Source organism: bacterium Scap17 (genome assembly GCA_013376735.1).
Taxonomy (GTDB): domain Bacteria; phylum Pseudomonadota; class Gammaproteobacteria; order Pseudomonadales; family Halomonadaceae; genus Cobetia.
The window spans coordinates 261,712-287,462 of the sequence record VINJ01000001.1; the positions used below are offsets into that span (position 1 = coordinate 261,712).

Consider the following 25,751-nt stretch of genomic DNA (forward strand, 5'->3'; position numbering starts at 1 on the left):
GCGACTTGTCCACACCCGCTTCAGCGCCCGAGTCGTCCACAACCGCCCGGGAGCCACACACCACACCGGCCACGTTGCGTGAGGCGATGGCCCAGGCGGAGCGCCAGCTGATCGTGGATGCGCTGCGCGCTGCCGAGGGCAATCGCACCCGTGCCGCCCGTCAGCTCGGCATCGCCAAGTCCTCGCTCTACGAGAAGCTCAACCGGCATGGGCTATTGGCCGAAGCGCCTTGATCGACAGACATTCCACCTTTCCGCCACCAATGAGTGGCCAGAGCGTCCGGGAATTCGGTCGGTGACCGGAATTCCGGACGCTTTGCGTTTCCCGCCACCTCATGGCCTGCACACCCGCGTGGGGTCTGCATTCCTCTATCGGCATATTCGACTGGAGTCGTAGACAGAATGCATGACAGCGCGCGACCTTGGTCGCAGCCTTGGCGGCCGGAGGGTCCGGCTTTCCGGACGCTGTCATGGGCCGATACTGCCGCGCAGGGCGCGATGAGTCGGCTCGTGCGGGCGTTGTTCTCGTAGCTCTCTGAAATCATTGACGTTGTTGTGGCGTGGTCAGCCGCTTGCGTTGTCTTCGGGTAAGTTGACGTAAGCGTCATCTTGCAACGTGGTTCATGTCCAGCAAGCCACAAGCCGTACGACCAGCGAGCACAACAACAAATCAGGGAGCCGCACCATGTCGCAACACGCCACGCCACATACTTCAGCGCCACACCTGTCGACGCCGACCCGCCGCCTGCGCCTCGCAGCTGCCATTGCGGCGGCCGTGGCCACCACCACACTGATGGCCGCGATGCCGGCCCAGGCGGAAGGGCCGAAACAGCTCGACGTCGCCAGTACCTTCTCGACCAAGAACTTCCTCGGCGCCGGTGCCGTGCGCCTGTCAGAGGAACTCAAGAGCGCGACCGGCGGCGAGGTCGGCCTGCGCGTGCACGAACCGGGCGATCTCGTTCCGGCCTTCGAAGTCTTCAACTCCGTCTCCTCCGGTGCGGTACAGGCCGGTTGGGACTGGATGGGCTACTGGGCCGGCACGGTGCCGATCACCAACCTCTACGGCGCACTGCCGTTCGGCCCGAGCCCGGAAGCCTTCATGTCCTGGATGTGGGCCGGTGAGGGTACCGAGCTTGTGCAGGCCGCCTACGACCCCTACGGCGTGAAGGTGCTGCCGTGCTTCATCTCGCCGCAGGAAACCGGCGGCTGGTACAACAAGGAAATCAACTCGCCGGAGGACTTCAAGGGCCTGTCGATGCGCATCTCCGGCCTTGGCGCCAAGGTGCTCAACAAGCTGGGCGCTTCCACCCAGCTGGTGCCGGGCAGCGAGATCTACCTCGCGCTGGAGCGTGGCCGTGTCGATGCCACCGAGTTCTCGGTGCCGCAGGTCGATCAGGCGATGGGCTTCAATGAAGTCGCCAAGTATTACTACTTCCCGGGCTGGCACCAGAGCGCCAGCTGGTTCTCGCTGCTGATCAACCAGCAGGTATGGGACAGCTACAGCGATGAGCGCAAGGCGCAGTTCCAGACTGCCTGCCGCGCGACCCTGCAGTGGGCGATGGCCGAAGCGCCGCCGGCTCAGGTACGTGCGATCCACGAGCTCGAGGAGAAGGGTGTCGAGGTCAAGCGCTTCCCGGAACCGGTAATGACCGCGCTGCAGGAAGCCTGGGGTGAAGTGCTGGCCGAAGAGAAGCAGACCAATCCTGACTTCGCCAAGGCCTACGACTCGCTGATGAAGCACGCCGCTCTGATCGACGAATGGTACGAGCTGCAGGCCATGCCGCAGCCGATGGCCATGAAGCAGGCAGACAACGCTGACGAGGGTAGCGCCCAATGACCGACCCCCGCCTTGCACCCTGGCGGGCACAGGGCGGGGCGGTGTGTGACGCCCTGGGCCGACCGCTGGTCGGCCTGGGGCTTTGGGTGGGTCGCCTGACCAGCTGGTTGGGTCTGGCGATCATCCTGGCCGTGCTCACCACCGTCACGCTCAACGCCCTGGGCATCAATGAAATCGCCAACTGGGGGTCGCCCGACGTGCTGCTGTTCGGTACCGCGATCACCATCAATTCCGTCACCGAGTTGCAGTGGCACCTGTTTGGTATCCTCACGCTCTTCGGTGGCACCTATGCCCTGCACAGCGACACCCATGTGCGGGTCGATCTGCTCTATCAGCGTCTCTCGCCACGCGGACGCGCCGTGGTCGATATCCTCGGCCACCTCATCATGCTGATTCCCTTCTGCCTGCTGATCGCCTGGCTGTCCAAGCACTTCGTCACCATGTCCTATATGTCCGGCGAGAAGTCCAACTATGGCGGCCTGGTGGACCGTTACCTGATCAAGGCGATGCTGCCGACGGGGCTGGTGTTCCTCGCCCTCGGTGCGCTGGGGCAGATCTTCGAGAATCTGGCCTGCCTGTTCGACCCGGCGCGCACCCCTGAGCGCCTGAAAGACCACGAGATTGCCAGTCTGGCCGGCCTTGCGGATCAGCAGAATGCTGCGCAAGCGACCACCGACGCCACGGCACCCCAGAATCATGCAGACGGGAGCCATGACAATGCTCGCTGAATACGCCTTGCCCATCGCCATGGTGGTGGCACTTCTGATCGGTATCTTCTCCGGCTACCCGGTGGCCTTTCTGCTCGGCGGGCTGGGCATCCTGTTCGCCTTCATCGGCGACATCCCGCTGCCGTTTCTCGGCACCGTCGGTTCGCGCATCTTCGGTGGTGTGATCGAGAACTGGCTGCTGATCGCGATTCCGCTGTTCGTGTTCATGGGGCTGATGCTGGAAAGCTCCGGCGTGGCGCGCAATCTGTTGATGACGCTGCAGCGGCTGTTCGGCCGCGTGCATGGCGGCCTGGCCGTCTCGGTGGCACTGCTGGGCGTGGTGATGGCCGCCAGTACCGGCATCATCGGTGCCTCGGTGGTCATGCTGGGCCTACTGGCGCTGCCGGTGATGCTGGGGCAGGGCTACAAGGCCGAGATGGCCTGTGGCGTGATCGCGGCCTCCGGCACCCTGGGCATCCTGATTCCGCCCTCGATCATGCTGGTGCTGATGGGCTCCATCCTGCAGATCTCGGTGGGGGCGCTGTTCAAGGCGGCGCTGATTCCGGGGCTGATGCTCGGCGCGCTCTATATCGCCTATCTGCTGATCACCGCCAAGCTGCGCCCGGACTGGGCACCGCTACCGGACCAGTCGCTGCTCGGCACCGACAAGACACCGCTGCCGCTGGCGCTGCTGCGTGACCTGCTCGGCCCGATGGTGCTGATCGTCGCGGTGCTGGGGTCGATCATGACCGGTATCGCCACGCCCACCGAGGCCGCGGCCATCGGCGCGGGTGGCAGTCTGCTGCTGGCACTGGTGATGGGCGGGCTGTCCTTCGACACCCTGCGCAACACGCTCAGGGATACCTCGCGGACCAGCGCGATGATCCTGTTCGTCGTCATCGGCGCGACCTGCTTCTCGGTGGTCTTCAAGCGCCTGGGCGGTGACTACCTGATCGAGGATGTCATCACCGGCACCGGCCTTGGCCCCTACGGCCTGCTGCTGTTGTTGATGGGGCTGATCTTCGTGCTCGGCTTCTTCCTGGAGTGGATCGAGATCAGCTTCGTGGTGCTGCCGCTGGTGGCGCCGGTGGTCGAGGCGCTGGACTTCGGGCTCGGGCTTTCCGGCCAGGGGCTGCTGGTGTGGTTCGCGATTCTGGTCGCCATCAATCTGCAGACGAGTTTCCTGACGCCACCCTTCGGCTATGCGCTGTTCTACCTCAAGGGCATCACCGCCGGGCAGGTGTCCATCGGCACCATCTATCGCTCGATTCTGCCCTTCGTCGGCCTGCAGCTGGCGGGGCTGGTGCTGTGCATGCTGTTCCCGGCACTGGTGCTGTGGTTGCCGGGGTTGATGCCATGAGGGCTGATGCCATGAGGGTTGATGCCATGAGCGCCGGCTTGCCACCACAGGGAGGTGGTGGTGCGGCGAGTGCGTGATCGCTGGAGCGAGCTATCAGGGAGAACGAGATGCTGCCACGACGCAGGGTATTGATCGCGGGGCAGGGGGAGTGGCTGGAGGCCATGGCGCGCACCTTCCTGGAAGATGGTGCCATCATCGCCCTGATGGGAATCGCCCAGGCGGACCTCGAACGCGTGCTGGATGCATTGGGCGGCGAGCAGTCGGACCGCTTCGGTCAGGTGGTCGGCGACGGCTGCTTCGAGGCGCTGGTCGCGCGCCTCGGACGCCTCGACGTGCTGGTCTGCATGCCGCCGCAGGCCGTGGCCGGGCAGTCGCTGGAGGCGTGTCTGGTTGCGCAGGTCGCCGGCCCCGGCGCCTTGCTCAAGGCGGCCTGTGCGCGCATGTTGCGCCACGGCGGACGCCTGCTGGCCGTGGCACCACCGCTGCCCTCGCAGCCGTCCTCGTCGCCGTCCTCGCAGCTGTCCTCTCGGGACCATCACGGCACTGCCATGGCACAGGCGGCGCTGAGTGAGCTGATCCAGCGGCTGGCATCACGCGCGCCGGACAGGGTGCGCGCCAATCTGCTGTGCCCCGAGGGCAGCCGACCGGACGCCGTGGCGGAATGCGCGCGCTTTCTGGCCGGGGGCGCCGGGCGCTCCCTCAATGGTCAGGTGCTGCACCTGACGGATTGAGCGCTGCTGATCTCAGCTGTTCTTGCAATATCCGCTGCCTCCGCAGTTTCTGTTGACCCCAGGACGCCCGGTGCCTTGCACGGGCGTCTTGCCTGTCGGAGGTGCTGCCGGACGTGTAGCTCGCTCGTCTATATCGGGTATTCAGATCGGGAAACGCCAGACAGAGCGACTTTGTTGAGGGGCGAGCTTGTTGAGGAGCGAGCGGCATGGGCATGATGACAGGACAACAATCATGACGTTCGAGCAATGGAAGGAAGCCCCGATGAATGAGCAGGATCTGGCGACGCTGACCGCGTTCCGTCATGAGTTGCACCGTCACCCAGAGCTTTCGTGTCAGGAGCAGCAGACCGCCCGGCGGGTGGCCGCCATGCTGCGCGAGGTCGGAGTGGATGAATTGCATGAGGGGATCGGCGGGCATGGTCTGGTCGCCATCATCTACGGCGAGGAGCCCGGCATCGGCGTGGCGCTGCGTGCCGACATGGATGCCTTGCCGCTTCAGGAAAACGCCGGTAATACGCATGGCTCGCAGCATGCCAATGTCATGCATGCCTGTGGTCATGATGGCCATGCCGCGATGCTGGTCGGGGCAGCGATGGAGCTGGTGCAGCAGCGTCCGCCCAGGGGCCATGTGGTGCTGGTGGTGCAGCCGGCGGAAGAGGCGGGCACCGGCGCGCCCGACATGTTGGCCGACGGCCTGTTCGAGCGCTTTCCCGTCAAGGCCATCTTCGGCATGCACAACTGGCCGGGGGTCAAGACGGGCCATTTCGTGGTGCATGACGTACCGCACATGGCGGCCAGCGACGAATTCAGCGTGACGTTTCATTCCCGAGGCGGGCACGGCGCCATGCCGCATCTCACTCGCGATCCGATTCTGGCCACGGGACTGTTCATCACCGGCGTCCACCAGATCGTCGGCCGCAACATCAGCCCTAGTGATACCGCCGTCATCAGCGTCGGCAGTGTGCATGGCGGGGATGCCAGCAACATCATTCCAGCAACTTCCAGGGTGAAGGGCGATGTGCGCAGCTTCACGCCGCAGGTACGCGAGCTGCTGGAGCAGCGGATTCGCGAGGTGGCCCAGGGAGCCGCACTCACGGCGGGCTGCGAGGTCACGCTCGAATACACCCCTTCCACGCCGGCGGTGGCCAATGACCTGGCTTGCGCGGCGCTGTGCCGTGAGGTCATCACGGCAGAGTGGGGCAGTGAGCGTCTCGTCGAGCACCCCATAAGCCTGAGCTCGGAAGACATGGGCGTCTTCCTGGAGGCGGTGCCGGGAGCGTACTGCTGGATCGGCAACGGTGATCAGCCCGGCAGTCCCAATCTCCACCAGCCTGACTACGACTTCAATGATGCGTCGCTGGCGCCGGGCAGCCACTTTCTGGCGTGCGTGGCTCGCAGGTTCCTCATGACTGACTCGTGAGATCCAGTGGCCCTGTTCAGCTTCCCGTCGGATCAATTGTCAGTGTGATCAATAGCCAATGTGATCATGGCCAGCGTAATGATGGCCAATTTGATCAATTATGCGTCCAATTTCATCAATCTGCTCTGGCTGAAGTGATTAAGGTAAAGGGAGATTCAGCGTCGCACCAGCATCCGCGAGCAGGCACCTGCCCGGTAAGACAACAGTGCCGCTCCCTCAGCCGTGGAGATCATCGAGTGCCCAGCAGCCCGCATTCCGTCAGCCTGAAAGACCCTGGACAACAACTGCATCTGAGCCACGCCGAGGGCGATCTGACCCTCGAGGCGCTCTGGTTGCGAGAGCGGAGTCCCGATGAAACGACGCTCGATTCCCTCACAGGTCAACGCCTGATCGAGGCGGCGGACCTGCCGCTGGACCTGAGCCTGACCCGGGCGCAGCTGGATGGCGATACGCTGTCGCTGGCTTTCAGTGACGGCCATGCGGCGAGCTTCTCGCTGGCGACCCTGCTGGCGGAGTGTCAGCCGCCCGATCCCTATCAGGGCATGACCTTCTGGCAGGGGGATCTGGCCCGGCTGCCCGAGGCCGACTTCGCCGCGGCGCTGGAGGATGACGCGGCCTTGCTGGACATGCTCGAGCACTTGCAGCGCTTCGGTTTCGTGCGGGTCAGTGGCGTGCCGGACACGGAGGACGGCATGCAGGGGCTGATTCACCGTATCGGGCCGCTGCGACGCACCAACTGGGGCGGTATCGCCGATGTGAAATCCGTCGCCAATGCCTATGACCTCACGATGACCCAGCGCGGGCTGGAACCCCACACCGACAATCCCTACCGCGACCCGATTCCGGGTTATATCTGGCTGCACTGCCTGCGTAACGCGGCCCAGGGCGGCGACAGCATGCTGGTGGATGGCTTCAGCGCGGCGGAGCACCTGCGTCGCGTCGACCCCGAGGCCTTCACCTGCCTGACCGAGGTCACCCCCGACTTTCGCTATCACGATGCCACCACGCGGCTGGAAAGTGCCGGCCCGCTGATCGAGCTGGACAGCCGTGGCCAGGTTGCCCGAGTACGTTTCTCCAACCGCACCGAGCGGGTACCGGCGCTGCCCGGCGCGACCCTGCGTCGCTACTATGCTGCCCGCCAGGCGTTCTATCGCCTGATCTCCGGTGACGACTTCACGCTGCATCTCAAGCTGGCCCCGGGCCAGATGCTGATCATGGACAACTATCGACTGTTTCACGGGCGCAGCGCCTTCCAGCTGGAGGGCGGCATCCGCCACATGCGTCAGGGCTACGTGGACCGTGACTCCACCGCCAGCCGCCGTCTGCTGCTGGCGGACCAGCTCGCCAAGCCGTTGAACACCACGCAGGAGGCCACCGCATGAGTCAGCAGGATAGTGCCCCGATGACCCAGGCACGCTTTCGCCGCTTCGAGGAAAGCACCCATGCCGAGTGGGCACTGATCGATGATCATTTCCGCAAGTATCAGTCCGATGCCAGCCGCCGCGTGATCGAGCATCTGGGGCGTCTCAAGGGCGATCACCACGGCTATCCGGTCGATCGCTACGAACACTGCCTGCAGACCGCCACCCGCGCGCTGCGCGCCGGTGCCGATGAGGAGATGGTGGTCTGCGCGCTGCTGCATGACATCGGCGACGACCTGGCACCGGCCAATCATGCCGAGATCGCCGCCGGTATCCTCGAGTCGTTCATCGACCCGCTGAATACCTGGATGATTCGTCATCACGAGCTGTTCCAGGGCTATCACTACCGCGAATTCTTCGGTCAGGACCGCCACGCCCGCGAGGCACATGCCGGGCATCCCGCCTATGAGCGCACCGTGCGCTTCTGTGACGAGTGGGACCAGACCAGCTTCGACCCCGAATACGACACCCTGCCGCTGGAGCATTTCATCCCGATGCTGGAGCGCGTGATGGGGCGGGCGCCCTTCGGCGGCTTGCCGGATCTGGTGCCGGAGCCAGAAATTGAGGCAGAAATGGAGCCAGAGCTTGAGAAGGGCATGGACAGGCAGGCCAGTGCTCGCTGAAGACGCACTCCTCTGGAGGGTAAAGCTCCAACGAATCAATTGCTTGCGGCGAATTCAGCGACGCGGCAGGGCGGAGAAGACACAAGCGCCGACAACGACAGCGCCGTGAACGACGGACACGCACGACGACCGCCATATACGAAGCCTTTCAGCCCCGACAACAACAAGGCCCGGCGCGACCGGAACCGACAAGGAAAGACACGATGACCACCACCCCGTACCCCCTGACACCTACGACGAAGCACGGCGCCCGCCGTGGTCTGCTTGCCCTCGCGACGCTGCTGCTCGGCACGGCTAGCCTGGCAGCCTCGGCCCAGGACAAGGATGACGAGTTGACGCTGATCGTGCCGCCGTGGCCCGGCGTCACCGTCAAGAGCGAGATCGTCGCCCGGATTCTCGCCCCGCTGGGCTACGACGTGGAGCGACAGGAAGTCAGCTCCACCGTCGGCTACAACACCCTGACCACCGGCGACAGCGACGCCTTCCTCGCTGGCTGGCTGCCTGCCCAGAAAGACAGTTATGACGCGGCCATGGCCGCCGGTGCGATCACCGATCTCGGCAACAACGTCACCGGCGCCCGCATGGGCTTCGCGGTGCCGGGCTATGTCTACGAGGCTGGCATCCACAGCGCCGCGGACCTTGCCGCCCACGCCGACCAATTCGACGAGACCGTCTACTCCATCGAAAGCGGCTCCACCGTCAGCGACATGCTCAATGGCGCCATCGACAATGATGTCTATGGCCTGGGCGACTGGGATGCGATGGAGTCCTCGACGCCCGGCATGCTCAGCGAGGTACGTGCCGCCCAGCGCGAGCAACGCTGGATCGCCTTCTACGGCTGGACACCGCACTGGATGGTGCCGGAATTCGACACCCATATCCTGGCAGACCCGGAGTCGGTGTTCGGCCCCGACAATGGCGCCAGTGACGTCAAGACCGTCGTGCGCACCGCCTACGCCGAAGCCAATCCCAACCTCGCCCGCTTCCTCGATCAGCTGGTCTTCAGCTCCGAAGAGCAGAGCGGCTTCATCCTCGACTACAGCCTCAAGGAGCGTGACCTCGATGAGGTGGCGCACGACTGGCTGGCCGCCAATCCGGACCGGCTGGCGGAATTTCTCGCCGACGTGACCACGCGCGATGGCGAGGATGCCCTGGCCGCCGTGAAGGCCAGCCTGTGAGGCTGGCCTAACCTTGCTGCCGCCTTGACGGCGTGGGCGGGCGCCGAGGGATGGCTCCCGCCCAGGCCTCGTATTGCCCAAGCCCCGCAGCGCCCAGGCCACGTCGCGTCCAGGACGCACAATCCGTGAACCACGACCCTGCTTGCCATGCCTCTGGCGTGGAAAGTCGCAATGTGGAACGCCTCTTGCTATACAAACGTATCAATAGTCGTTCGCTCGATTGCAGCTCGATCGCCGATTGCGCAGCCCGCAGCGGCAAGACAGGCGTCATCCGCGCATCGTCCGTCAGGCCCGGCAGCATCACGCCGCACCAGCAGGGTGCGTCACGCCGCTAGCGGCTGCACGATCGCCCATTTCACGCCAGCCACAGCCACCCACTTGTGAGTCGCTCATGACTATCTCGCCCTCGAACGTATCTCCCATGACCCGCTCGAAGAATGCAGACAGTGACGGCATCTCCCAGCCTCCGCAGGCGCGCCCGGACGCCCAGGCAAGGCCCGCGCGCGCTGCCTCGAATCGGGTCGTCGTCGAAGCCAGCAACATCGTCAAGCACTACGGTGATCTGGCGGTGCTGCACGACGTGTCATTGCGCGTGAAGGAAGGCACCGTCACCACCATCATCGGCGCCAGTGGCTCCGGCAAGAGCACCTTGCTGCGCTGCATGAACCTGCTCGAGCGCCCCGACCGGGGCGAGCTGTCGATCGCCGATGAGCATGTGCGCTTCGACCGCGACAGCCGTGGCGGCCTCATCGGGCTGGATCGTCGTCAGATCCAGCGCCTGCGCTCCAAGGTCACCATGGTCTTCCAGCAGTTCAATCTGTGGCCGCACCTGACCGTGCTCGGCAATGTCACCGAGGCGCCGATGCGCGTGAAGGGCATGTCACGCCGTGAGGCGACGCGTATCGCGGAGCACTATCTGGAACGTGTCGGCATGCTGGAGCGCGCCGACAGCTATCCGGCCTTTCTCTCCGGCGGCCAGCAGCAGCGGGTCGCGATCGCGCGTGCGCTGGCGATGGAGCCGCGCGTGCTGCTCTTCGATGAGCCGACTTCGGCGCTGGACCCGGAGCGGGTCAGTGAAGTGCTCGGCGTCATCCGCAGCCTCGCCGATGAGGGCCGCACCATGCTGATGGTGACCCACGAGATGGCCTTCGCCAGAGAAGTCTCCGATCAGATCGTGTTCCTCGATGAGGGCAGGGTAGGCGTGGCCGGAAGCCCCGAGGAGGTCTTCGAGCAGACCGAGCATGAGCGCTGCCGCCGCTTCATCGCACCGGCCGCCTGAGCCCTGCTTGCATCACCCCGGCATGGACCTCCCCGCCATGACGTAGATGGACCCACAACAACAGCCAGGAGATGGCCTGATGACCTTGATGAACGACGCTGGATTCGCTGCCAAGACACCTTCACTGACCACACGCGGAACGCGTTCTGCCTCTGCTTCCACCTCTGCTCCCATCTCTGCGCTGCGCAAGCTGGCCGGCGCCCTGATGATGGGGGGACTGACGCTGGGTGGACTGACGCTGGGCGCCGCTCAGGTGCATGCCGCCGACACCCTCAAGATCGGTATCTCCGCGGAACCTTACCCGCCCTTCACCTACACCTCCGCCAGCGGCGAGTGGACCGGTTTTGAAGTGGAGCTGGCGGAGGCGATCTGTGACGCCATGCAGCGTGAGTGCGAAATCACCCCGACCGGCTGGAGCGGCATCATCCCCTCGCTGAAGGCCGGTCGCATCGACATGATCATGAATTCGATGACCATCACCAAGGCCCGCGAGAAGGTCATCGACTTCAGCATCCCCTACTACAACTCGCCGGGTGCCTACGTGGCCGCCAAGGATCTAGAGCTCGAGATACCGGACGGCCTCGACGGCAAGATTCTCGGCACCCAGGCGGCGACCACCCACGCCAACTTCGCGCGTCGAGCGCTGCGCAGCACTGGCGTCGATGTGCGCCTGTATGACCAGCAGGAGCAGGTCAACAGTGACCTGCTGTCCGGGCGCGTGGACGTGATTCTGGCCGACGAGATCGCCATGAGCGCACTGGTCAAGCGTGACGAGGCCGAAAACTTCGAGATCAAGGCGACCACACCACAGCACGAGGCCTACGGCATCGGTGCCGGTGTCGGGGTACGCAAGGAAGATGGCGCGCTGAAAGAGGCGCTTGATGGGGCCATCCATCAGGTCTATGTGGACGGCACCTGCACGGCGCTCTCGAACAAGTACTTCGATACCGACGTCTGCCTGGGCTGAGCCTGCGCGTGCTGGCCGGCCGGCTGAGGTCGTCTGGTCAGCACGCCTCGCGTATCGCATCCGCCATTTCCTACTGATACGAGAAGGACGCTGATCATGTCCCAGTTCGCCCAGGAAGGGCTCGCCGATTGGGCAGCCCCGATACTCGCCGGTGCCGTCACCACCCTGCAGATCGCCTTCGCCGCCTATGCCATCGGCTTGCTGCTCGGACTGGTGGGGGCGGCGTCACGACTCAGCCCCTGGGCGCCGCTGCGCGCGCTGGCCACCAGCTATTCGACGGCCGTGCGCGCGGTGCCGGAACTGCTGCTGATCATCCTGCTGTACTACGGCGGCTCCCAGGCGCTCACCGCCTTGATGAACGCGCTGGGTGTCGCGGGCAAGGTCGAGATCAGCGGCTTCGTCACCGCCGTCGGCGTGCTGGCCTTCGTGCAGGGCGCCTACATGACCGAAGTCTTTCGCGGCGCCATCCTGGCCATCCCCAAGGGCCAGCTGGAAGCGGCCGATGCCTACGGCTTCTCGCCCATGGCGCGCTTTCGCTACATCACGCTGCCGGGCATGTTGCCCAACGCACTGCCGGGCATGTCCAACCTGTGGCTGATCCTGATCAAGGACACCGCCCTGATCAGCGTCATCGGCTTCAGCGAGCTGTTCTTCACCGTGCAACAGGCGGCCGCCAGCTCGCGCGCGTACTTCCTGTTCTACAGCGTGGCGGGGCTGCTCTATCTGCTGATGACCTTGACCTCGAGCGCCGCGTTCAGTCGTCTGGAGCGCTACGTGCGCCGCGGCGAACCCGATATTTCAGCCCAGGAGGCGTGACATGGATTTCAGCTGGTTATCGGACCCCTATTATCAGGAATCGCTGTGGACAGGGCTGATCAATACCCTGGTGCTGCTGCTGGTGTCGGCCGTGCTCGGCTTCACGCTGGCGGTCGGCATGGCGATGGCGCGCATCAAGGGCCCCAGGCCGCTCGCCTGGCTGGCCAGTGGCGTCTCCATCGTGATGCGTGGCACGCCCCTGCTGGTGCAGCTGTTCTTCTTCTATTACGGCATCGGTCGCCTGCTGGAGGGCATTCCCGGCATTCGCGAGAGCATGTTCTGGGGCATCCTGCGTGATCCGTTCTTCTACGCCACCCTGACCTTCACCCTCTCGGTGGGCGCCTACTCCGGTGAAGTCCTGCGCGGGGCGCTGCTCAGCGTGCCGCCGGGCGAGCGGGAAGCCGGGCGTGCCTTCGGCATGGGGCCGTTTCAGGTCTTCAGTCGCCTGTGGCTGCCGCGCGCCATCCAGCTGTGCCTGCCGACCCTGACCGGCGAGATGATCCTGCTGCTCAAGTCGGTGCCGCTGGTCTCGACGATCGCCATGATGGACCTGCTGCAGGTCGCCAACATCATCCGCGACGAGAACTTCCTCACCTACGAGCCGCTGCTGTTCATCGGCGCCATCTACCTCGTGCTGACCATCCTGCTGACCCTGTGCCTGCGTCAGGTCGAACTCAACTTCCCCGGAGTACGCGCCCAGGCACGCAGCGGCGGGTGGCTGTCGCGCCTGCGCCAGCCAAGGCCCGCCTGAGGCCACTCGCCTGGCGGGCATTGCTGATTTCCCGCAGATAATCTCTCTTGCACACGAATAAGCCGAGTCAGTCGACTCGGCGTCTTCGTGTGCTTTCTGCGGGGTGCGCTTCTGGTCATCCGCATACTTTTCGGTATAGGCAATCCACGCCGACTGCACAGCATGATAGGTATCGCCCTCTTGATTCCAAAGGGAATCAAATTGGCGCTGATTTGATGTGATATGGAATCACCTCTAGACCATCGGCGTAGCGACCTTGGGAGGGGGCTGAGAATAATACTAGCAATATCAGCAGGTTGTAAGACGAATGGAGCTGGCATAGCGCTTGCTATCCACAGTGACAAGAGACGCGGTCAGCGGATTCATCTCGTCACTCACCAAAGGATATCGCCATGAGTATCGCCAGCTTCAAATCTGCCAATCGTCTGATCACCGGGCAACAAGCCTCGACTCGCCTTGCCGAGGAGGTCGTGCGACTGGGCATGCATTCGCCGATGTTGGTCACCGACCCTGGTGTATTGGGGTCCGGAACACTGGAGCCGATCAAGGCTCAGTTGGATGACCTCAAGGCCAGAGGACACCTGACGGACTATCGCATCTTCAGTGATGTCAGCGCCGAGCCTGAAGTGCATATCGTCGAGGACTGCATGAGCAGCTACCGCGAGGGAGGCTGCGATGGCCTGATCGCGGTAGGGGGTGGCAGTGCGATGGATATCGCCAAGTGCGTGGCGGTGTATGCGACCCATGATGGTGACCTCGAGAGCCTGTTTGGCGAGAACAAGGCACGTGTCCGCGGTGCACCACTTGTCGCCATGCCGACGACATCAGGCACCGGGTCCGAGGTGACCAACATCGGAATTCTGTCTGATACCGAAGCGAGGATGAAGAAAGGCATCGTCAATGATTACTTGCTGCCGGATGTCGCCATCGTGGCCCCGGAGCTGACGGTGAGCTGCCCCCGTCATGTCACTGCCGCCAGCGGTGTCGATGCGCTCGTCCACGCCATCGAAGCCTATCTTTCCAATTTCGCCACGCCGATCACTGATGCACTGGCCATCAAGGCCATGCGTCTGATCATCAAGGCCTTGCCCAAGGCCTATGCCAATCCTGCCAACCTCAAGGCGCGTGAAGACATGGCGACTGGCAGTCTGCTGGCCGGGATGGCATTCGGAAATGCCGGTGTCGGGGCGGTGCACGCCCTGGCCTATCCGTTGGGAGGGCGCTACCACCTGCCACATGGGGTAACCAACGCACTGCTGTTGCCCCACGTGATGCGCTGGAATGCACTGGCTTGTGTCGAGCGCTTCCGGGACATTGCGGAGGCCCTCGATACCCCACATCGCAAGCTCAAGGATGAAGCGACTGCCGAACTGGTCGTCGAGCGACTGCATGCGCTATGTCGTGATGTGGACATCCCCGGCGGCCTGCGCCATTTCGACATCCCCGAAGAGGACATTCCCTCTCTTGCGGCAGATGCTTTCAAGGTCGAACGCCTGCTGCGCAACAATCCACGTCAGCTCAGCCAGGCCGATATCGAGAGTATCTATCGCGCGGCCTACTGAAGCGCTGAATCTTCTTTCTGAACACCATCTCCACCAAGGGTGCAGATGCATAACGATAACAACAGGAACGCCATCATGAGCCACTGGAAAACCCGCCAGCCCGGTGAGGAAAGCCCCTACTTCGCGCTGGGGCTCTTCAAGATCCGTCTTCCCTTCCTGCACTACCGTTTCGAACTGCCCGACTACCTGCAAGGGTTGTTGATGTGCGCGGTGGATCTCGCCGCCATCCCGTTGATGACGGAGCTCCTGGGCATGCCGTTCGAGGCCGCACTGGCCATCGTGATGCTCAATGGTCTGCTGTATCTGGTTCACCACCTGCTGGGCGACCCGGTCATTCCCGGCTGGATCACGCCGGCCATTCCACTGTTGATGGCCTATGTGGCGACCTTCCCGGAGGGGGAGGCGCGGGTGCATGCCTTGATTGCCTTCCAGCTGATGCTCGGGATACTGGCTATCGTGCTCGGGCGAACGGGGCTGGCCAGCAAGGTGGTCAACATGATCCCCTCGGCGATCAAGGCTGGCATCATCATGGGCGCGGGGTTGGCCGCAATCAGCGTGGTCTTCAAAGAAGGCGGGCGTTTCGATACTTATCCCATCACCATCAGCATCGCGGTAGGTCTGGCTTTCTACATCATCTTCTCGCGTCATTTCGCCAAGCTGAAGACCACGAATCCGTTCTGGGGCAATCTCGGCAAGCTGGGAATCTTCCCGATCATCCTGCTGGCGATCGTCGTCGCTCCGCTGGTGGGTGAGGCCGCATGGCCGGATGTGCAGTGGGGCTTCAGCCAACCTGATTTCGTGACCATGTTCAGCCAGTACACTGTCTTCGGTGTCGGCTTGCCGCCGCTGGCGATGTTCCTGACGGCGCTGCCGACCGTGCTGGCTGCCTATATCGTGCTGTTCGGCGATGTTCTGCAGTCCAAGGCACTGGTCGAGGAAGCTGATGAATCGCGCCCCGACGAGAAGATCGACTACGACGCCAACCGTGCGCACATGATCTTCGGCGGGCGCAATACCCTGATGAGTCTCTTCGGCCCGGACGTCACCATGTGTGGCCCGCTGTGGGCTGCCATGCAGGTGGTGGTGGTCGAACGCTACAAGGAAGGCAAGCAGGCGATGCATTCGCTGTTCGGTGGCTCGGGCTCATTCCGCTGGGGTACCAATACCGGGCTACTGCTGTTGCCCATCGTCAGTCTGGTCCAGCCCATCCTAGGGATAGCATTGGCGCTGACGCTGTTGATCCAGGGCTATGTCAGCGTGCGCTTGGGCATTCTGGAAGCGCGTAGCCAGCGCGACCTGGGCATTGCCGGGGTGATCGCCGCCGTACTGGTCATCAAGGGGGCTGCCTGGGCCTTCGGGATCGGCATTGCGCTGTGTCTGCTGATCTACGGCAAGCGCTTCTTCTCCGGCGAGATCGATGAGACCTTCAGTCGTGATATCGGCAAGTCGGATATCGCGCCGGCCGACAGCAAGACGGCAAGCCTGTCCTCGACAGGTGCCGCCTCGACAGACTCCCCGACGTCCTCGCATTGACGTATCGTGACCCCATGTCCCCCCGCTGCCTGAGCGCGCGGGGGGTTCTGCCGGGGGAGTCGTCAATGCAGAACGTGGAGCAGGATCTCAGGCTGGAAGCAGCGTTGGCGTTGCTGGAGCGCCAATCATTGGAGGCCGTCAAGGTCATCGACACACGTGGTGAGGTGATCGGTGTCTTGACGCGTCAGGAGGTGGAGTCCACCGCGGAACTCAAGGAACGCCTCGCGCTCTCCAGGCAGCGGGGCAGCGCCACCGGGAGGAATGCCACGGAAGTTGGCGCCGATCCGGCGTCTGATCTGCTGGCTCAGGTGCCGACCCAGCGTCTGCTGGATGCCCTGCATGACGGTGTCTACATCACCGATGGGCGAGGCGTGACCGTCGCCATCAATCAGGCCTATGAGCGTATTACCGGGCTCAAGCGCAGTGACGTGCTGGGGCATCACATGCAGGAGCTGGTGCGCCGGGGGTATATCTCCAAGTCGGTGTCATTGGAGGTCATCCGTGACGGCAAGCCCGTCACCCTCGTGCAGAGCCTGCGCGATGGCCGCAAGATCCTGGTCAGCGGCCTGCCGATGCTGGCCCACGACGGCTCCCTGAGCCACGTGGTCACCAGCGTGCGCGATATCACCGAGCTGCTGCGCGCCAAGCATGCGCAGGAGCAGCTGCGTCAACTGCACTCCCTGCATGACACCTACAGCGTCAGCTCCGGGACGGATGAACAGTCGCTGGAACTGGTGACCAGTGACGCCACTGCCGACTGTTTCGCGTTGGCGGAACGCGTGGCTGCCACTGATGTGAAGGTGCTGATCCAGGGCGAGACGGGCACGGGCAAGACACTGCTGGCCCGCTATCTTCACGAGCACAGCACGCGTGCGGAGGGGGTATTCCTTGAGCTCAACTGTGCTGCATTACCGGAAGGGCTGCTGGAAGCCGAGCTGTTCGGCTATGCGCCCGGCGCCTTCACCGGGGCAAACGCACGTGGCAAGCAGGGTCTTCTGGACGTCGCCAATGGTGGCACGCTCTTCCTGGATGAGATCGGTGATCTGCCGCTGTCATTGCAGGCCAAGTTGTTGAAGGTCGTCGAGGAGCAGCGTTTCATGCCTGTCGGCGGGACAGAGCTTCGGCGCACCAACGTCCGTCTGCTGACTGCCTCGCATCATGATCTGGCTGCTCGGGTGAAGGAGGGGCGCTTCCGGGAAGACCTCTACTATCGCCTGAGTGTCGTGCCCATCACGCTGCCACCATTGCGTGAGCGGCGCAGCGAAGTGATTCCGCTGCTGCAGCATTATCTCCGCCATTTCTGTCAGCGTCATGCTCTGGTCCGGCGCCTTGATCCTGAAGTGCTCGAGCTACTGGGCGGCCATGCATGGCCCGGTAATATCCGTGAGTTGATCAATCTGGTGGAGCGCCTCGTGGTGACCACCATCAGCGAAGTGATCACATCCGATGTCCTGCCGGCAGAGTATCTTGCGGCGCATGCCAGTTCAGGGTGGGAGGATTCGATGATACCCGACGTGATGACCGCCTCGGGGGATGGCACACCGGAGCGCACGCTGAAGGAACATACCGAAGCTCTGGAGCGGCGCTTGATCGAGCAGGCCCTGGAGAAGCACCGCACCACTCGCGCTGCGGCGGCATCACTGGGGATCAACCAGTCGACGCTGGTCAAGAAGATGCAGAAGTTCACCCACACGCCCTGAAGCCGGCAGTGCTGCCCGGGCCTTTGCTCATCCTCGCCCCTCTCTTTACGCCTCTTCAATACTCCCTCGAAGAGCGTGTCGCCGTTTTCTTTCACGGCTTGTCCCTCAGGCCCCGAAACCGGCCAGCCTGCTGACTGGCACCGAAACCTGCCAGCTCTTCAACTTGCTCCGAAGCCAGCAAGCTCTTCAACTGGCTCCGAACCCGGCCAGCCTGCTGACTGGCTCCGAAGCCAGCAAGCTCTTCAACTGGTCCCGAAACCGGCCAGCTTTCTAACTGGCACCGAAACCTGCCAGAAAGACGCGCACGCAGCGTCTGACATGTGGGCGGAGTTGTTCGGGGCTTGCGGTGTCGGGTGGGCAGCCGAGCAGGGCGTCGACATGTAGCGGGTTGAGCAGCATGCCGGTGAGCAGGTTGGCGGCGGCCAGCGGTTCCTGGCCGAGGCCGGTGGGCGGCAGGTGGCCCTGGGCGACCTGACGCGACAGGTAGCCTGCCAGGCGTTGTCGGGTCAGCTTGGGGCCGTTGTCGAGGAACAGCTTGCCGAGCTGCGGATTGCGGCCGCTCTCGAAGGCGAGGCCACGGAACAGGCGGATCAGCTCGGGCGCGAGGGCCAGCGCCAGCATCGCCATGCCGAAGTCTTCCAGTGCTTCCTCGACACTGCGTGTCTCGTTGGCTTCGTGGTCCATCACCGACCACACCGTCTGCGCCTCCTGCTGCATCACGGCCAGAAACAGGCCGTCCTTGTTGCCGAAATTACGATACAGCGTTGCCAGTGATCCGCCGGCCTGCCGGGCGATCTCATTGATGCTGGTCGCGGCGAAGCCGTGTTCGAGGAAATGTTCGCGCGCGACTTCCAGCTGGCGTTTGCGGCGTGCTTCCCCGCGCGGTGAGGCGCGAGTCGTGGTGCTTCCCGAGTCAGGGCCGGTCTCTGATGAGGGCGAATCAGTCATGTGAGTGTCCTGTCTGTGATCCGGAAACCGCCTGAAACAGGCAAGGTTGCGATATTGCGAACGAGAGACGCTGTCTGTCGAAACTGTCGGGGCTGCCTCAAGTAAGTGTAGTATTTATTACACTTTGTGGCGATGCAAGATGACTGCCGTGGCCTGGGCGCTCGCAAGCGCCGTGGCGGCCTCATCCGCAGCGTCGGACAGATTACACGCCTGTCCCCGACAGGCAGCAAGAGAGAGTCACCGAATGAACAAGGCTGGCAAGGGTGTCGTGGCACTCATCGTGGTGGCGGGCGTGATCGCTGGCGGAGTGATGGGGGTCGAATGGTGGCAGGTCAGGCGCTTCATGCAGGAGACCGACAACGCCTATGTGCGCACCGACAGCGTCGCGGTGCGCTCCGAGATCACCGCGCGGGTGACGCGCATGCTGGTGCATGACAACCAGCCGGTGAAGAAGGGGCAGCTGCTGGTGCAGCTGGATGACGAAGATGCCAGGGCCAATCTGGACCAGGCCAGTGCCGCGCTGGACAACGCCCGCACCGGGGAAGTCCAGGCCGAGCGTCAGCTGGACCTGCAGGGCGCGAAGATCGACGAGGCCAAGGCTGCGCTGGCCTCGGCCAAGGCCGAACGCGATCAGGCTGCGTTGCATCTCAAGCGCTCAAGAAGCTTGGAGAGCCGCAGCTACGCCTCGCGTCAGACCTATGAGGATGATCAGGTCACCCTGCGCACCGCCGAGGCCAAGGTGGCGCAGCAGAACGCTGCACTGGCGTCCGCGCGTCAGCAGCTGGAGGTCTACAAGGCGCAGCTGGAGTCGGCGCGTGCCAAGGTGGTGTCGGCGGCGGCGGATCTCGCCTACGCGCGCCACCAGCTGGAGAAGACCTCGATCTACGCGCCGCAGGATGGCGTGGTCGGCAATCGCAGTGTCGAGGTGGGCACCATGGCCAGCGCCTCGCTGACCCTGATGCAGCTGGTGCCGGTGAAGAGCGCCTATGTGGTGGCCAACTACAAGGAAACCCAGACCGAGCGCATGCGCGTCGGTCAGCCGGTCAGTCTCGAGGTGGATGCCTACCCGGATATCGAGTTTGAGGGCGTGGTGGATAGCCTGGCGCCGGCGACCGGCACCGAGTTCAGTCTGCTGCCGACCGACAACGCCACCGGCAACTTCAACAAGATCGTCCAGCGCGTACCGGTGCGCATTCGCCTGACCGGCCCTGTGGATGCGCTGCCGCGTCTGCGTGCTGGCCTGTCGGTCATCCCCAGTGTCGATACGCGTGAACTGCCGGACACCGGCAACTATGCCGTCGATAGCCTCTCCAGGGACGTCATCGCGCCCGATGCCGCGCAGGTCGCCAGCGCTGATCGCGGAGCGCAGTAAGCATGACCGAGACGACCCAGTCCTCGGCCCAGCCCCCGGTGGGCACCGTTAGTGACATGCCGACGCGCCGCCAGCAGATCGGCTTCGTGGCCGCGGTGTTCGGCATGTTCATGGCGATTCTGGATATCCAGATCGTGTCCAGCTCGCTCAACGAGCTGCAGGCGGGCCTGGCCGCCAGTCAGGATCAGATCTCCTGGGTGCAGACCAGCTATCTGATCGCCGAGATCGTGATGATTCCGCTCTCCGGCATGCTGGCCCGCATCTTCTCGACGCGGCTGGTGCTGACCGTCTCGGCGCTGGGTTTCACGCTGGCGAGTCTGGGCTGTGCGCTCTCGACCTCGCTGGAAGCCCTGATCGTGCTGCGCGCGGTCCAGGGCTTCATGGGCGGGGCGATGATTCCACTGACCCAGGCGGCCAGTTTCTCGATCTTCCCGCGCCGCATGATGGGCAGCATCCAGGCGGTGATCGGCCTGGTGGCGACCATGGCGCCCTCCATCGGGCCGTCCGTCGGCGGCTACATCACCGAATACATGAGCTGGCATTGGCTGTTTCTGGTCAATCTGGTGCCGGGCGTCATCGTGGCGGCGCTGGTGTGGCGCAATCTGGAAATCGACAGCGGTGATCGCAGCCTGCTCAGCCGTCTGGATACGCTGGGGCTGGCGCTGATGGCGGTCTTTCTCGGCAGCCTCGAATTCGTGCTCGAGGAGGGGCCCGGCGATGACTGGTTCGCCAGTTCACTGATCCTGTTCTGGAGTGTGGTGTGCGCGGTGGCGGCGGTCGGCTTCTTCTGGCGCGTGCTGACGACCCGCAATCCCATCGTCGACCTGCGGGTGTTCAGGGACCGCAACTTCGCGCTGGGCGCGATCATCGGCTTCTGGATCGGCGTGGTGCTCTATGGGCTGGTCTATATGGTGCCGCTGTTTCTCGGCTCGATTTCCGGCTTCTCCAGCGTGCAGATCGGGCAGGTGATGTTCGTCAGCGGCGTGGTGATGTTCCTGATGGCGCCGGTGGCGGGCAAGCTTTCCGACCGCATCGACTTGCGCCTGATGCTGTGCATCGGCCTGGTGCTGACCGGCCTCGGCACCGGCATGAACGTGCACCTGACTTCGGACTCGGGCTTCGATGACTTCTTCTGGCCGCAGGTGATCCGCGGCGCGGGCCAGATCATGGTGCTGCTGTCGGTCTCCCGGCTGGCGATGGGGCGTCTGGCGCCCCACGAGATAGGCAACGGCAGTGGCCTGTTCAACGTGATGCGCAACCTGGGCGGCGCGGTGGGGCTGGCGCTGATCGATACCCTCCGCGAGCTGCGTGAGGACTATCACTGGAACCAGATGATCGGGGCCATCGACCAGAGCCGCCAGGTGGTGATCGACCAGCTGGCAAGCTATCAGTCGACCTTCACGGGGCTGGCTGATCCGTGGCAGGCCGGTGTGCAGATGATCGCCCAGCGCATCAGCCTCCAGGCCGAGGTGCTGGCCTTCGACAATATCTTCCTGTGGCTGGGCGCGGTCTATGTAGTCGGCAGCGTGGCGGCCTTCCTGTTCCGTCGTCCGGAAAACCCTGCCAGCAAGGCGGATGCCAGCGAAAGTGGCGAACAGAGCCCAGCGCACTGATGGCGCCTTGATCGTAGTTTGAGAAAACGCCGCAAGTCGCTGAAAGACCAAGACCCGCCAATCGGCGGGTCAAAGACCCGCCAATCGGCGGGTCTTGGTCTTTCAAGCCTTGGTCTTTCAAGCCTTGGTCTTTCAAGCCTTGGTGTGTCAGGCCATGAGCCTCTGTCAGTCAGCCAGCATTCAGCCAGCAGGGCGTCACCAGCCCCAGAACATCAGATACCAGATGCCCAGCGCGGGCAGGCAGGCCAGCGCGACACTCGCGGTGCCGATCAGCCGTGCAGCGTTGCCTGCGAGCAGGCCGCCGTTGCGCTGTTCACCATTGCGCTGCTCACCGGTAATGCGCCAGGCCAGCCGCAGGCCCCACAGGCAGGCCAGTGCCAGCAGGGTGGCGCGCAGATCATTGGCCCAGCTGAGGTTGATGCCGTCGCCGCGCAGCAGCGTCATGGTGGTGGCGGAGAGGCCGAGAAACACGCCCAGCCCGCCCAGCGGAATCAGGCTCAGCGAGAGATGCCACAGGCGTGACAGCGTCGCCTTGCCACCCATCAGCCAGTTGCCCAGCAGCAGCGGCAGGCTGGTGAGCGCGCCCAGCAGTCCGCCACCAACCACGATCCACAGCGTGATCAGGCTGCCATCGAGCAGGTTGAAGACATCGTTGTGCTCGGGGTAGTTGGTCAGAATCCAGGTGGGCAGGGTGGTGGTCAGCGGCCACATCAGATCGTGCTCGATCAGCCAGACCGCCAGTTGCTGCTTGAGGGCGACGAACCACGGGCTGGCGCTCCAGCTGAAGGCACCGATGGCGATGCCGAGCAGGCCGAACACCAGCACCGAGTAGTGGGTGAAGCGCACCGGCTGCGGCGGCTCGACCAGCTCTACCCCCGGCGCACGCCACTCCAGCTGCATCGCGTCCTTGTAGCCGCTGCAGCGTCCGCAGACATGGCAGTCACCGGCACTGTCGAGCTGCTTGAGCGGAATCAGCGGCGCGCAGTCAGGGGCGTACATGCGCACGGCGTTGCCCTGACGGACAGCCTGATTGTGAGCGTTCCAGCGCGCCTGGTCGGTGCGGAAGTGGGTCGGCGAGAGGCGCGCCAGCAGATTGAAGACGCCATTCACCGGACACAGCTGCCGACACCAGACGCGGGTGCCCTTGCCGTAGATCAGCCCGACGGTGATCGCGGCCACCGTCGAGCCGCCCAGCACCACCAGTGCGCCCAGCGGGTACTGATAGACGCTGGCCAGCTGGCCATACAGCGTGGTGCCGAGGAAGGCCACGAAGGGCCAGCCGCCCCAGCGCATCCAGCCGGGAATCGGGCGACCGAGGCCGATGCGGCTGGCGGCTTCGGTCAGGGTGCCTTCGGGGCAGAAGACACCGCACCACACGCGGCCCATCAGCACCATGCTGATCAGCACGAAGGGCCACCACAGCCCCCAGAACACGAACTCGGCGAACACCGTCAGGTTGGTGAGGATATGCGCCTGGTAATCCGGCAGTGGCAACAGGGCCGGCACCACCAGCAGAAAGGCATAGATGCCGACCACCAGCCATTGCACCAGCTGGATCAGACCACGTCGCTGCTGCATCGCCTGTCCGAAGCGCGCGATGCGCGTGGCCTGACGGCCCGGCGAGGAGCCGCCATCACTGGCGATGAGGTTGCTGATGTCGCCGTGGGGGCTGGAGCCGCAATTGGCCATGACTATCGTTTCTCCTGACTGGCAGATCGCGTGAACAGGACTCAGCTGCGCGCGCGGGCAGTGAGCTGGCGGCGCTGGTCGACGCGCTCCCTCTTGCGCTGACGCTTCATGAGGCCTATGACGATGACCCAGTAGCCGAGATAGCCGACCACCATCGTCGTGGCAGGCCAGGCGCGATAGCCGGCGAAGGTCGCCAGCAGTCCGCCGAGGCCGCTGCCATCATCGAGCAGCCAGCTGGAATCCCACAGCGGGTCGAGGCCTGCCGGCAGATAGCCGAGGCCGATCAATTGCTCGAGGCCCGACATCAGCAGTGACGCCGCCAGCAGCAACAGCAGGACTTCGGTCACGCGGAAGAACAGCTTCCACGAGAACAGGCGTGAACCGAGCTGCAGCGCCATGAAGGTCGCCACCGCGAGGGCGAAGCCAAGGCCTGCGGCGAGCGCGAAGCTGGCGATGCTGCCGGACTGCAGGCTGGCGGCGCCCATGCCGTAGAGGAAGACGACGGTTTCCGCGCCTTCACGTGCCACGGCGATGGCGACCAGCGTCGCCACGCCCCAGTAGCTGCCGGAGGAGACGGCGCTGGCCAGGCCGCTCTCGAGTTCTGCCTTGAGCGTGCGCCCCTTGGTGCGCATCCACAGCACCATCTGGGTGATCAACAGGCAGGCGGTCAATACCAGTACGGCCTGGAAGACCTCCTGCGCGGTGCCGGTCAACCAGGTGTCGGCACCCATCAGCGCCGCTCCCATCAGGCCGGCTAGCACCAGACCGGCGACGACCCCGCCCCACAGGTAGCGCAGGCCCGCACGGGTGCCGGACTGCACCAGCCAGGCGTGCATGATGCCGATGACGAGAATGGCTTCGACGCTTTCACGCCAGACGATAAACAGGATCTGATCAAACATGCGGACTCTCTTCTACTGACGTTCGGTGCGCGCCATCGATGACGAAAAAGGCGTCATTGGCACAGGGTGGCCGAGCTTATTCGGCGACGACCTTGCCACGCGCGTCCGGCAGGTGGAAATCATCGAAGAAGTCATAGCTGCCCGCGCGCAGCGGATGGATGACGACGAACGACTTCACGCCCGGTGCCAGCACCTTCTCCTTGCGCAGTGAGTTGCTCTCGAATTCGGCCGGCGTATTGCCCGCGTTGTGCAGCTGGATGACGAATTTCTCGCCCGCCTTGACCTCAAGGACCTCAGGGATGAGCTTGCCGTTGTCGAGGGTCAGGTCGTAGGACGGCATGTCGCTGGCGGCCGCCGGCCGAGGCAACAGGGCTGCGACCAGCAGGGCCACGAGCAGCAGGACAGCTACTAGCAACAGGGCGAGCGCGGGCAGCTGGGCGCTTGCTCGACGGGGCAGGCGAGATGGCAAGTGAGAGGGCAGGCGAGAGGGCAAGAAAGCGGTCAGGCGCATGGGACACTCCGGACGATGAGGAAAAGCGCACACTGACACCAGCACAAGGCGCTGGTGGTAGAGCGACCAATGGCCGCGAGTGCAGGTCAGCACAGGCGGCCATCGAAGGCGCAAGCGGCAAAGGCCGCCTCACGGAATGCAGACATTCAGGGGCATGCAGAAAGGGCAGAGCGGCGCTCAGTAGCCGCCTTTCTTGCCGACGCCGGCATAGACGAAGTCATAGTCGGTGGTGATGGTCTGCGGCCACTCGGCGACGCCGGTTTCCTTGTCGATATGACGCGGCATGTCCGGATGCTGGATCTCGAAGGTCAGGTGGTACTTGCCCGGGCCATCCAGCTTGACGTTCTTGCCGTAGTGGGTGCCGTCATTGGCGATCATCGGCACCAGCTCGCCTTCGATCGGCGCCTCGCCACCCTGCCTGGTCAGGGTGTAGTGAATGCCGAGGTAGGGAATCCAGTCGCCCGGCGCGAAGCCATTGTCGTTTTCCATCAGCGCGTGGATATCGGCTTCCAGGTGGATATCGGCCTGATTGGCCGGCAGCTTGCCGGCCGGGGCCATCACCACCGGCTGCAGGTAGACGGCAGCGATTTCCATGCCGCCTTCCTTGACCGGCGTGCCGATCGGGTATTCCAGTGCCGAGGCCTGACCCGCCACGAACGTTGCCGCCAGGCTCAGGGCGAGCAGGCAAGGCTTGAGCGCGCGGGGCAGAGCAGTGGTAAGGGAGTGACGCTGTGGCATCGGGGGGGACTCGCAATGATGGGAAGTGGAGCTTCATTATCCCGATAAGCCTAAATATAACTATTCTCATCCCTGCGCCGCTTGCGTTGCTCAT

At 64.0% G+C, this 25,751-nt stretch carries 23 protein-coding genes; 18 read left to right on the forward strand and 5 right to left on the reverse strand.

Annotated features, from left to right (window positions below):
- The first annotated feature begins 86 nt into the window (after positions 1-86).
- From FLM52_01220 to FLM52_01295, 16 genes are all read left to right on the forward strand, one after another.
- Positions 87-233, forward strand: a complete 147-nt coding sequence (locus FLM52_01220; protein NVN54431.1) for a hypothetical protein — start codon at positions 87-89, stop codon at positions 231-233.
- Positions 234-792: 559 nt separating this feature from the next.
- Positions 793-1,836, forward strand: a complete 1,044-nt coding sequence (locus FLM52_01225; protein NVN54432.1) for a TRAP transporter substrate-binding protein — start codon at positions 793-795, stop codon at positions 1,834-1,836.
- On the forward strand, positions 1,833-2,564 hold the full coding sequence (locus FLM52_01230; protein ID NVN54433.1) for a TRAP transporter small permease subunit: 732 nt from the start codon (positions 1,833-1,835) through the stop codon (positions 2,562-2,564). Before FLM52_01225 ends, FLM52_01230 begins: the two co-directional genes overlap by 4 nt.
- Positions 2,554-3,903 (forward strand): TRAP transporter large permease subunit, encoded by a 1,350-nt coding sequence (locus tag FLM52_01235; GenBank protein NVN54434.1) that lies wholly within the window; start codon positions 2,554-2,556, stop codon positions 3,901-3,903. The genes FLM52_01230 and FLM52_01235 overlap by 11 nt, the downstream gene beginning before the upstream one ends.
- A gap of 107 nt (positions 3,904-4,010) precedes the next feature.
- Positions 4,011-4,634, forward strand: coding sequence for a hypothetical protein (locus tag FLM52_01240; protein ID NVN54435.1), 624 nt, complete (start codon positions 4,011-4,013; stop codon positions 4,632-4,634).
- 262 nt (positions 4,635-4,896) lie between these two features.
- Positions 4,897-6,054, forward strand: coding sequence for an amidohydrolase (locus tag FLM52_01245; protein NVN54436.1), 1,158 nt, complete (start codon positions 4,897-4,899; stop codon positions 6,052-6,054).
- 263 nt (positions 6,055-6,317) lie between these two features.
- Positions 6,318-7,436 (forward strand): DUF971 domain-containing protein, encoded by a 1,119-nt coding sequence (locus tag FLM52_01250; protein ID NVN54437.1) that lies wholly within the window; start codon positions 6,318-6,320, stop codon positions 7,434-7,436.
- A gap of 20 nt (positions 7,437-7,456) precedes the next feature.
- Positions 7,457-8,098, forward strand: a complete 642-nt coding sequence (locus FLM52_01255; protein ID NVN54438.1) for an HD domain-containing protein — start codon at positions 7,457-7,459, stop codon at positions 8,096-8,098.
- 203 nt (positions 8,099-8,301) lie between these two features.
- Positions 8,302-9,276 carry an ABC transporter substrate-binding protein gene (locus FLM52_01260; protein ID NVN54439.1) on the forward strand — a complete coding sequence of 325 codons (975 nt, stop codon included), beginning with the start codon at positions 8,302-8,304 and terminating at the stop codon, positions 9,274-9,276.
- A gap of 421 nt (positions 9,277-9,697) precedes the next feature.
- Positions 9,698-10,555, forward strand: a complete 858-nt coding sequence (locus FLM52_01265; protein NVN54440.1) for an amino acid ABC transporter ATP-binding protein — start codon at positions 9,698-9,700, stop codon at positions 10,553-10,555.
- Between the two features lie 208 nt (positions 10,556-10,763).
- Positions 10,764-11,522, forward strand: coding sequence for a transporter substrate-binding domain-containing protein (locus FLM52_01270; GenBank protein ID NVN54441.1), 759 nt, complete (start codon positions 10,764-10,766; stop codon positions 11,520-11,522).
- 96 nt (positions 11,523-11,618) lie between these two features.
- Complete coding sequence (locus FLM52_01275) at positions 11,619-12,338, forward strand: ABC transporter permease subunit (GenBank protein NVN54442.1); 720 nt, start codon at positions 11,619-11,621, stop codon at positions 12,336-12,338.
- A gap of 1 nt (position 12,339) precedes the next feature.
- Positions 12,340-13,089: an ABC transporter permease subunit gene (locus tag FLM52_01280; protein NVN54443.1), complete on the forward strand. Its 750-nt coding sequence runs from the start codon at positions 12,340-12,342 to the stop codon at positions 13,087-13,089.
- Positions 13,090-13,481: 392 nt separating this feature from the next.
- Complete coding sequence (locus tag FLM52_01285; protein NVN54444.1) at positions 13,482-14,651, forward strand: iron-containing alcohol dehydrogenase; 1,170 nt, start codon at positions 13,482-13,484, stop codon at positions 14,649-14,651.
- 75 nt (positions 14,652-14,726) lie between these two features.
- Positions 14,727-16,184, forward strand: a complete 1,458-nt coding sequence (locus tag FLM52_01290) for a hypothetical protein (GenBank protein NVN54445.1) — start codon at positions 14,727-14,729, stop codon at positions 16,182-16,184.
- A 65-nt stretch (positions 16,185-16,249) separates the two neighbouring features.
- Positions 16,250-17,884, forward strand: coding sequence for a PAS domain S-box protein (locus FLM52_01295; GenBank protein ID NVN54446.1), 1,635 nt, complete (start codon positions 16,250-16,252; stop codon positions 17,882-17,884).
- A gap of 270 nt (positions 17,885-18,154) precedes the next feature.
- Here the strand turns inward: FLM52_01295 and FLM52_01300 are convergent, their stop codons facing one another.
- Positions 18,155-18,832 (reverse strand): TetR/AcrR family transcriptional regulator, encoded by a 678-nt coding sequence (locus FLM52_01300; protein ID NVN54447.1) that lies wholly within the window; start codon positions 18,830-18,832, stop codon positions 18,155-18,157.
- A 244-nt stretch (positions 18,833-19,076) separates the two neighbouring features.
- Between FLM52_01300 and FLM52_01305 the strand changes: the two genes are divergently transcribed.
- Together FLM52_01305 and FLM52_01310 are read left to right on the forward strand one after the other, a co-directional pair.
- The gene (locus tag FLM52_01305) at positions 19,077-20,204 is read left to right on the forward strand and encodes an HlyD family secretion protein (GenBank protein NVN54448.1); all 1,128 of its coding nucleotides are present in this window, start codon (positions 19,077-19,079) and stop codon (positions 20,202-20,204) included.
- A 2-nt stretch (positions 20,205-20,206) separates the two neighbouring features.
- Complete coding sequence (locus FLM52_01310; protein NVN54449.1) at positions 20,207-21,817, forward strand: DHA2 family efflux MFS transporter permease subunit; 1,611 nt, start codon at positions 20,207-20,209, stop codon at positions 21,815-21,817.
- Between the two features lie 195 nt (positions 21,818-22,012).
- Here the strand turns inward: FLM52_01310 and FLM52_01315 are convergent, their stop codons facing one another.
- The 4 genes from FLM52_01315 to FLM52_01330 form a co-directional block, all read right to left on the reverse strand.
- A complete protein-coding gene (locus tag FLM52_01315) occupies positions 22,013-23,506 on the reverse strand; it encodes a 4Fe-4S binding protein (protein NVN54450.1) in 1,494 nt (497 codons plus the stop codon).
- A gap of 41 nt (positions 23,507-23,547) precedes the next feature.
- Positions 23,548-24,408 carry an FTR1 family iron permease gene (locus tag FLM52_01320; GenBank protein ID NVN54451.1) on the reverse strand — a complete coding sequence of 287 codons (861 nt, stop codon included), beginning with the start codon at positions 24,406-24,408 and terminating at the stop codon, positions 23,548-23,550.
- Between the two features lie 76 nt (positions 24,409-24,484).
- Positions 24,485-24,919 carry a cupredoxin domain-containing protein gene (locus FLM52_01325; protein ID NVN54452.1) on the reverse strand — a complete coding sequence of 145 codons (435 nt, stop codon included), beginning with the start codon at positions 24,917-24,919 and terminating at the stop codon, positions 24,485-24,487.
- A gap of 177 nt (positions 24,920-25,096) precedes the next feature.
- Positions 25,097-25,657: a hypothetical protein gene (locus tag FLM52_01330; GenBank protein NVN54453.1), complete on the reverse strand. Its 561-nt coding sequence runs from the start codon at positions 25,655-25,657 to the stop codon at positions 25,097-25,099.
- Between the last annotated feature and the right edge of the window lie 94 nt (positions 25,658-25,751).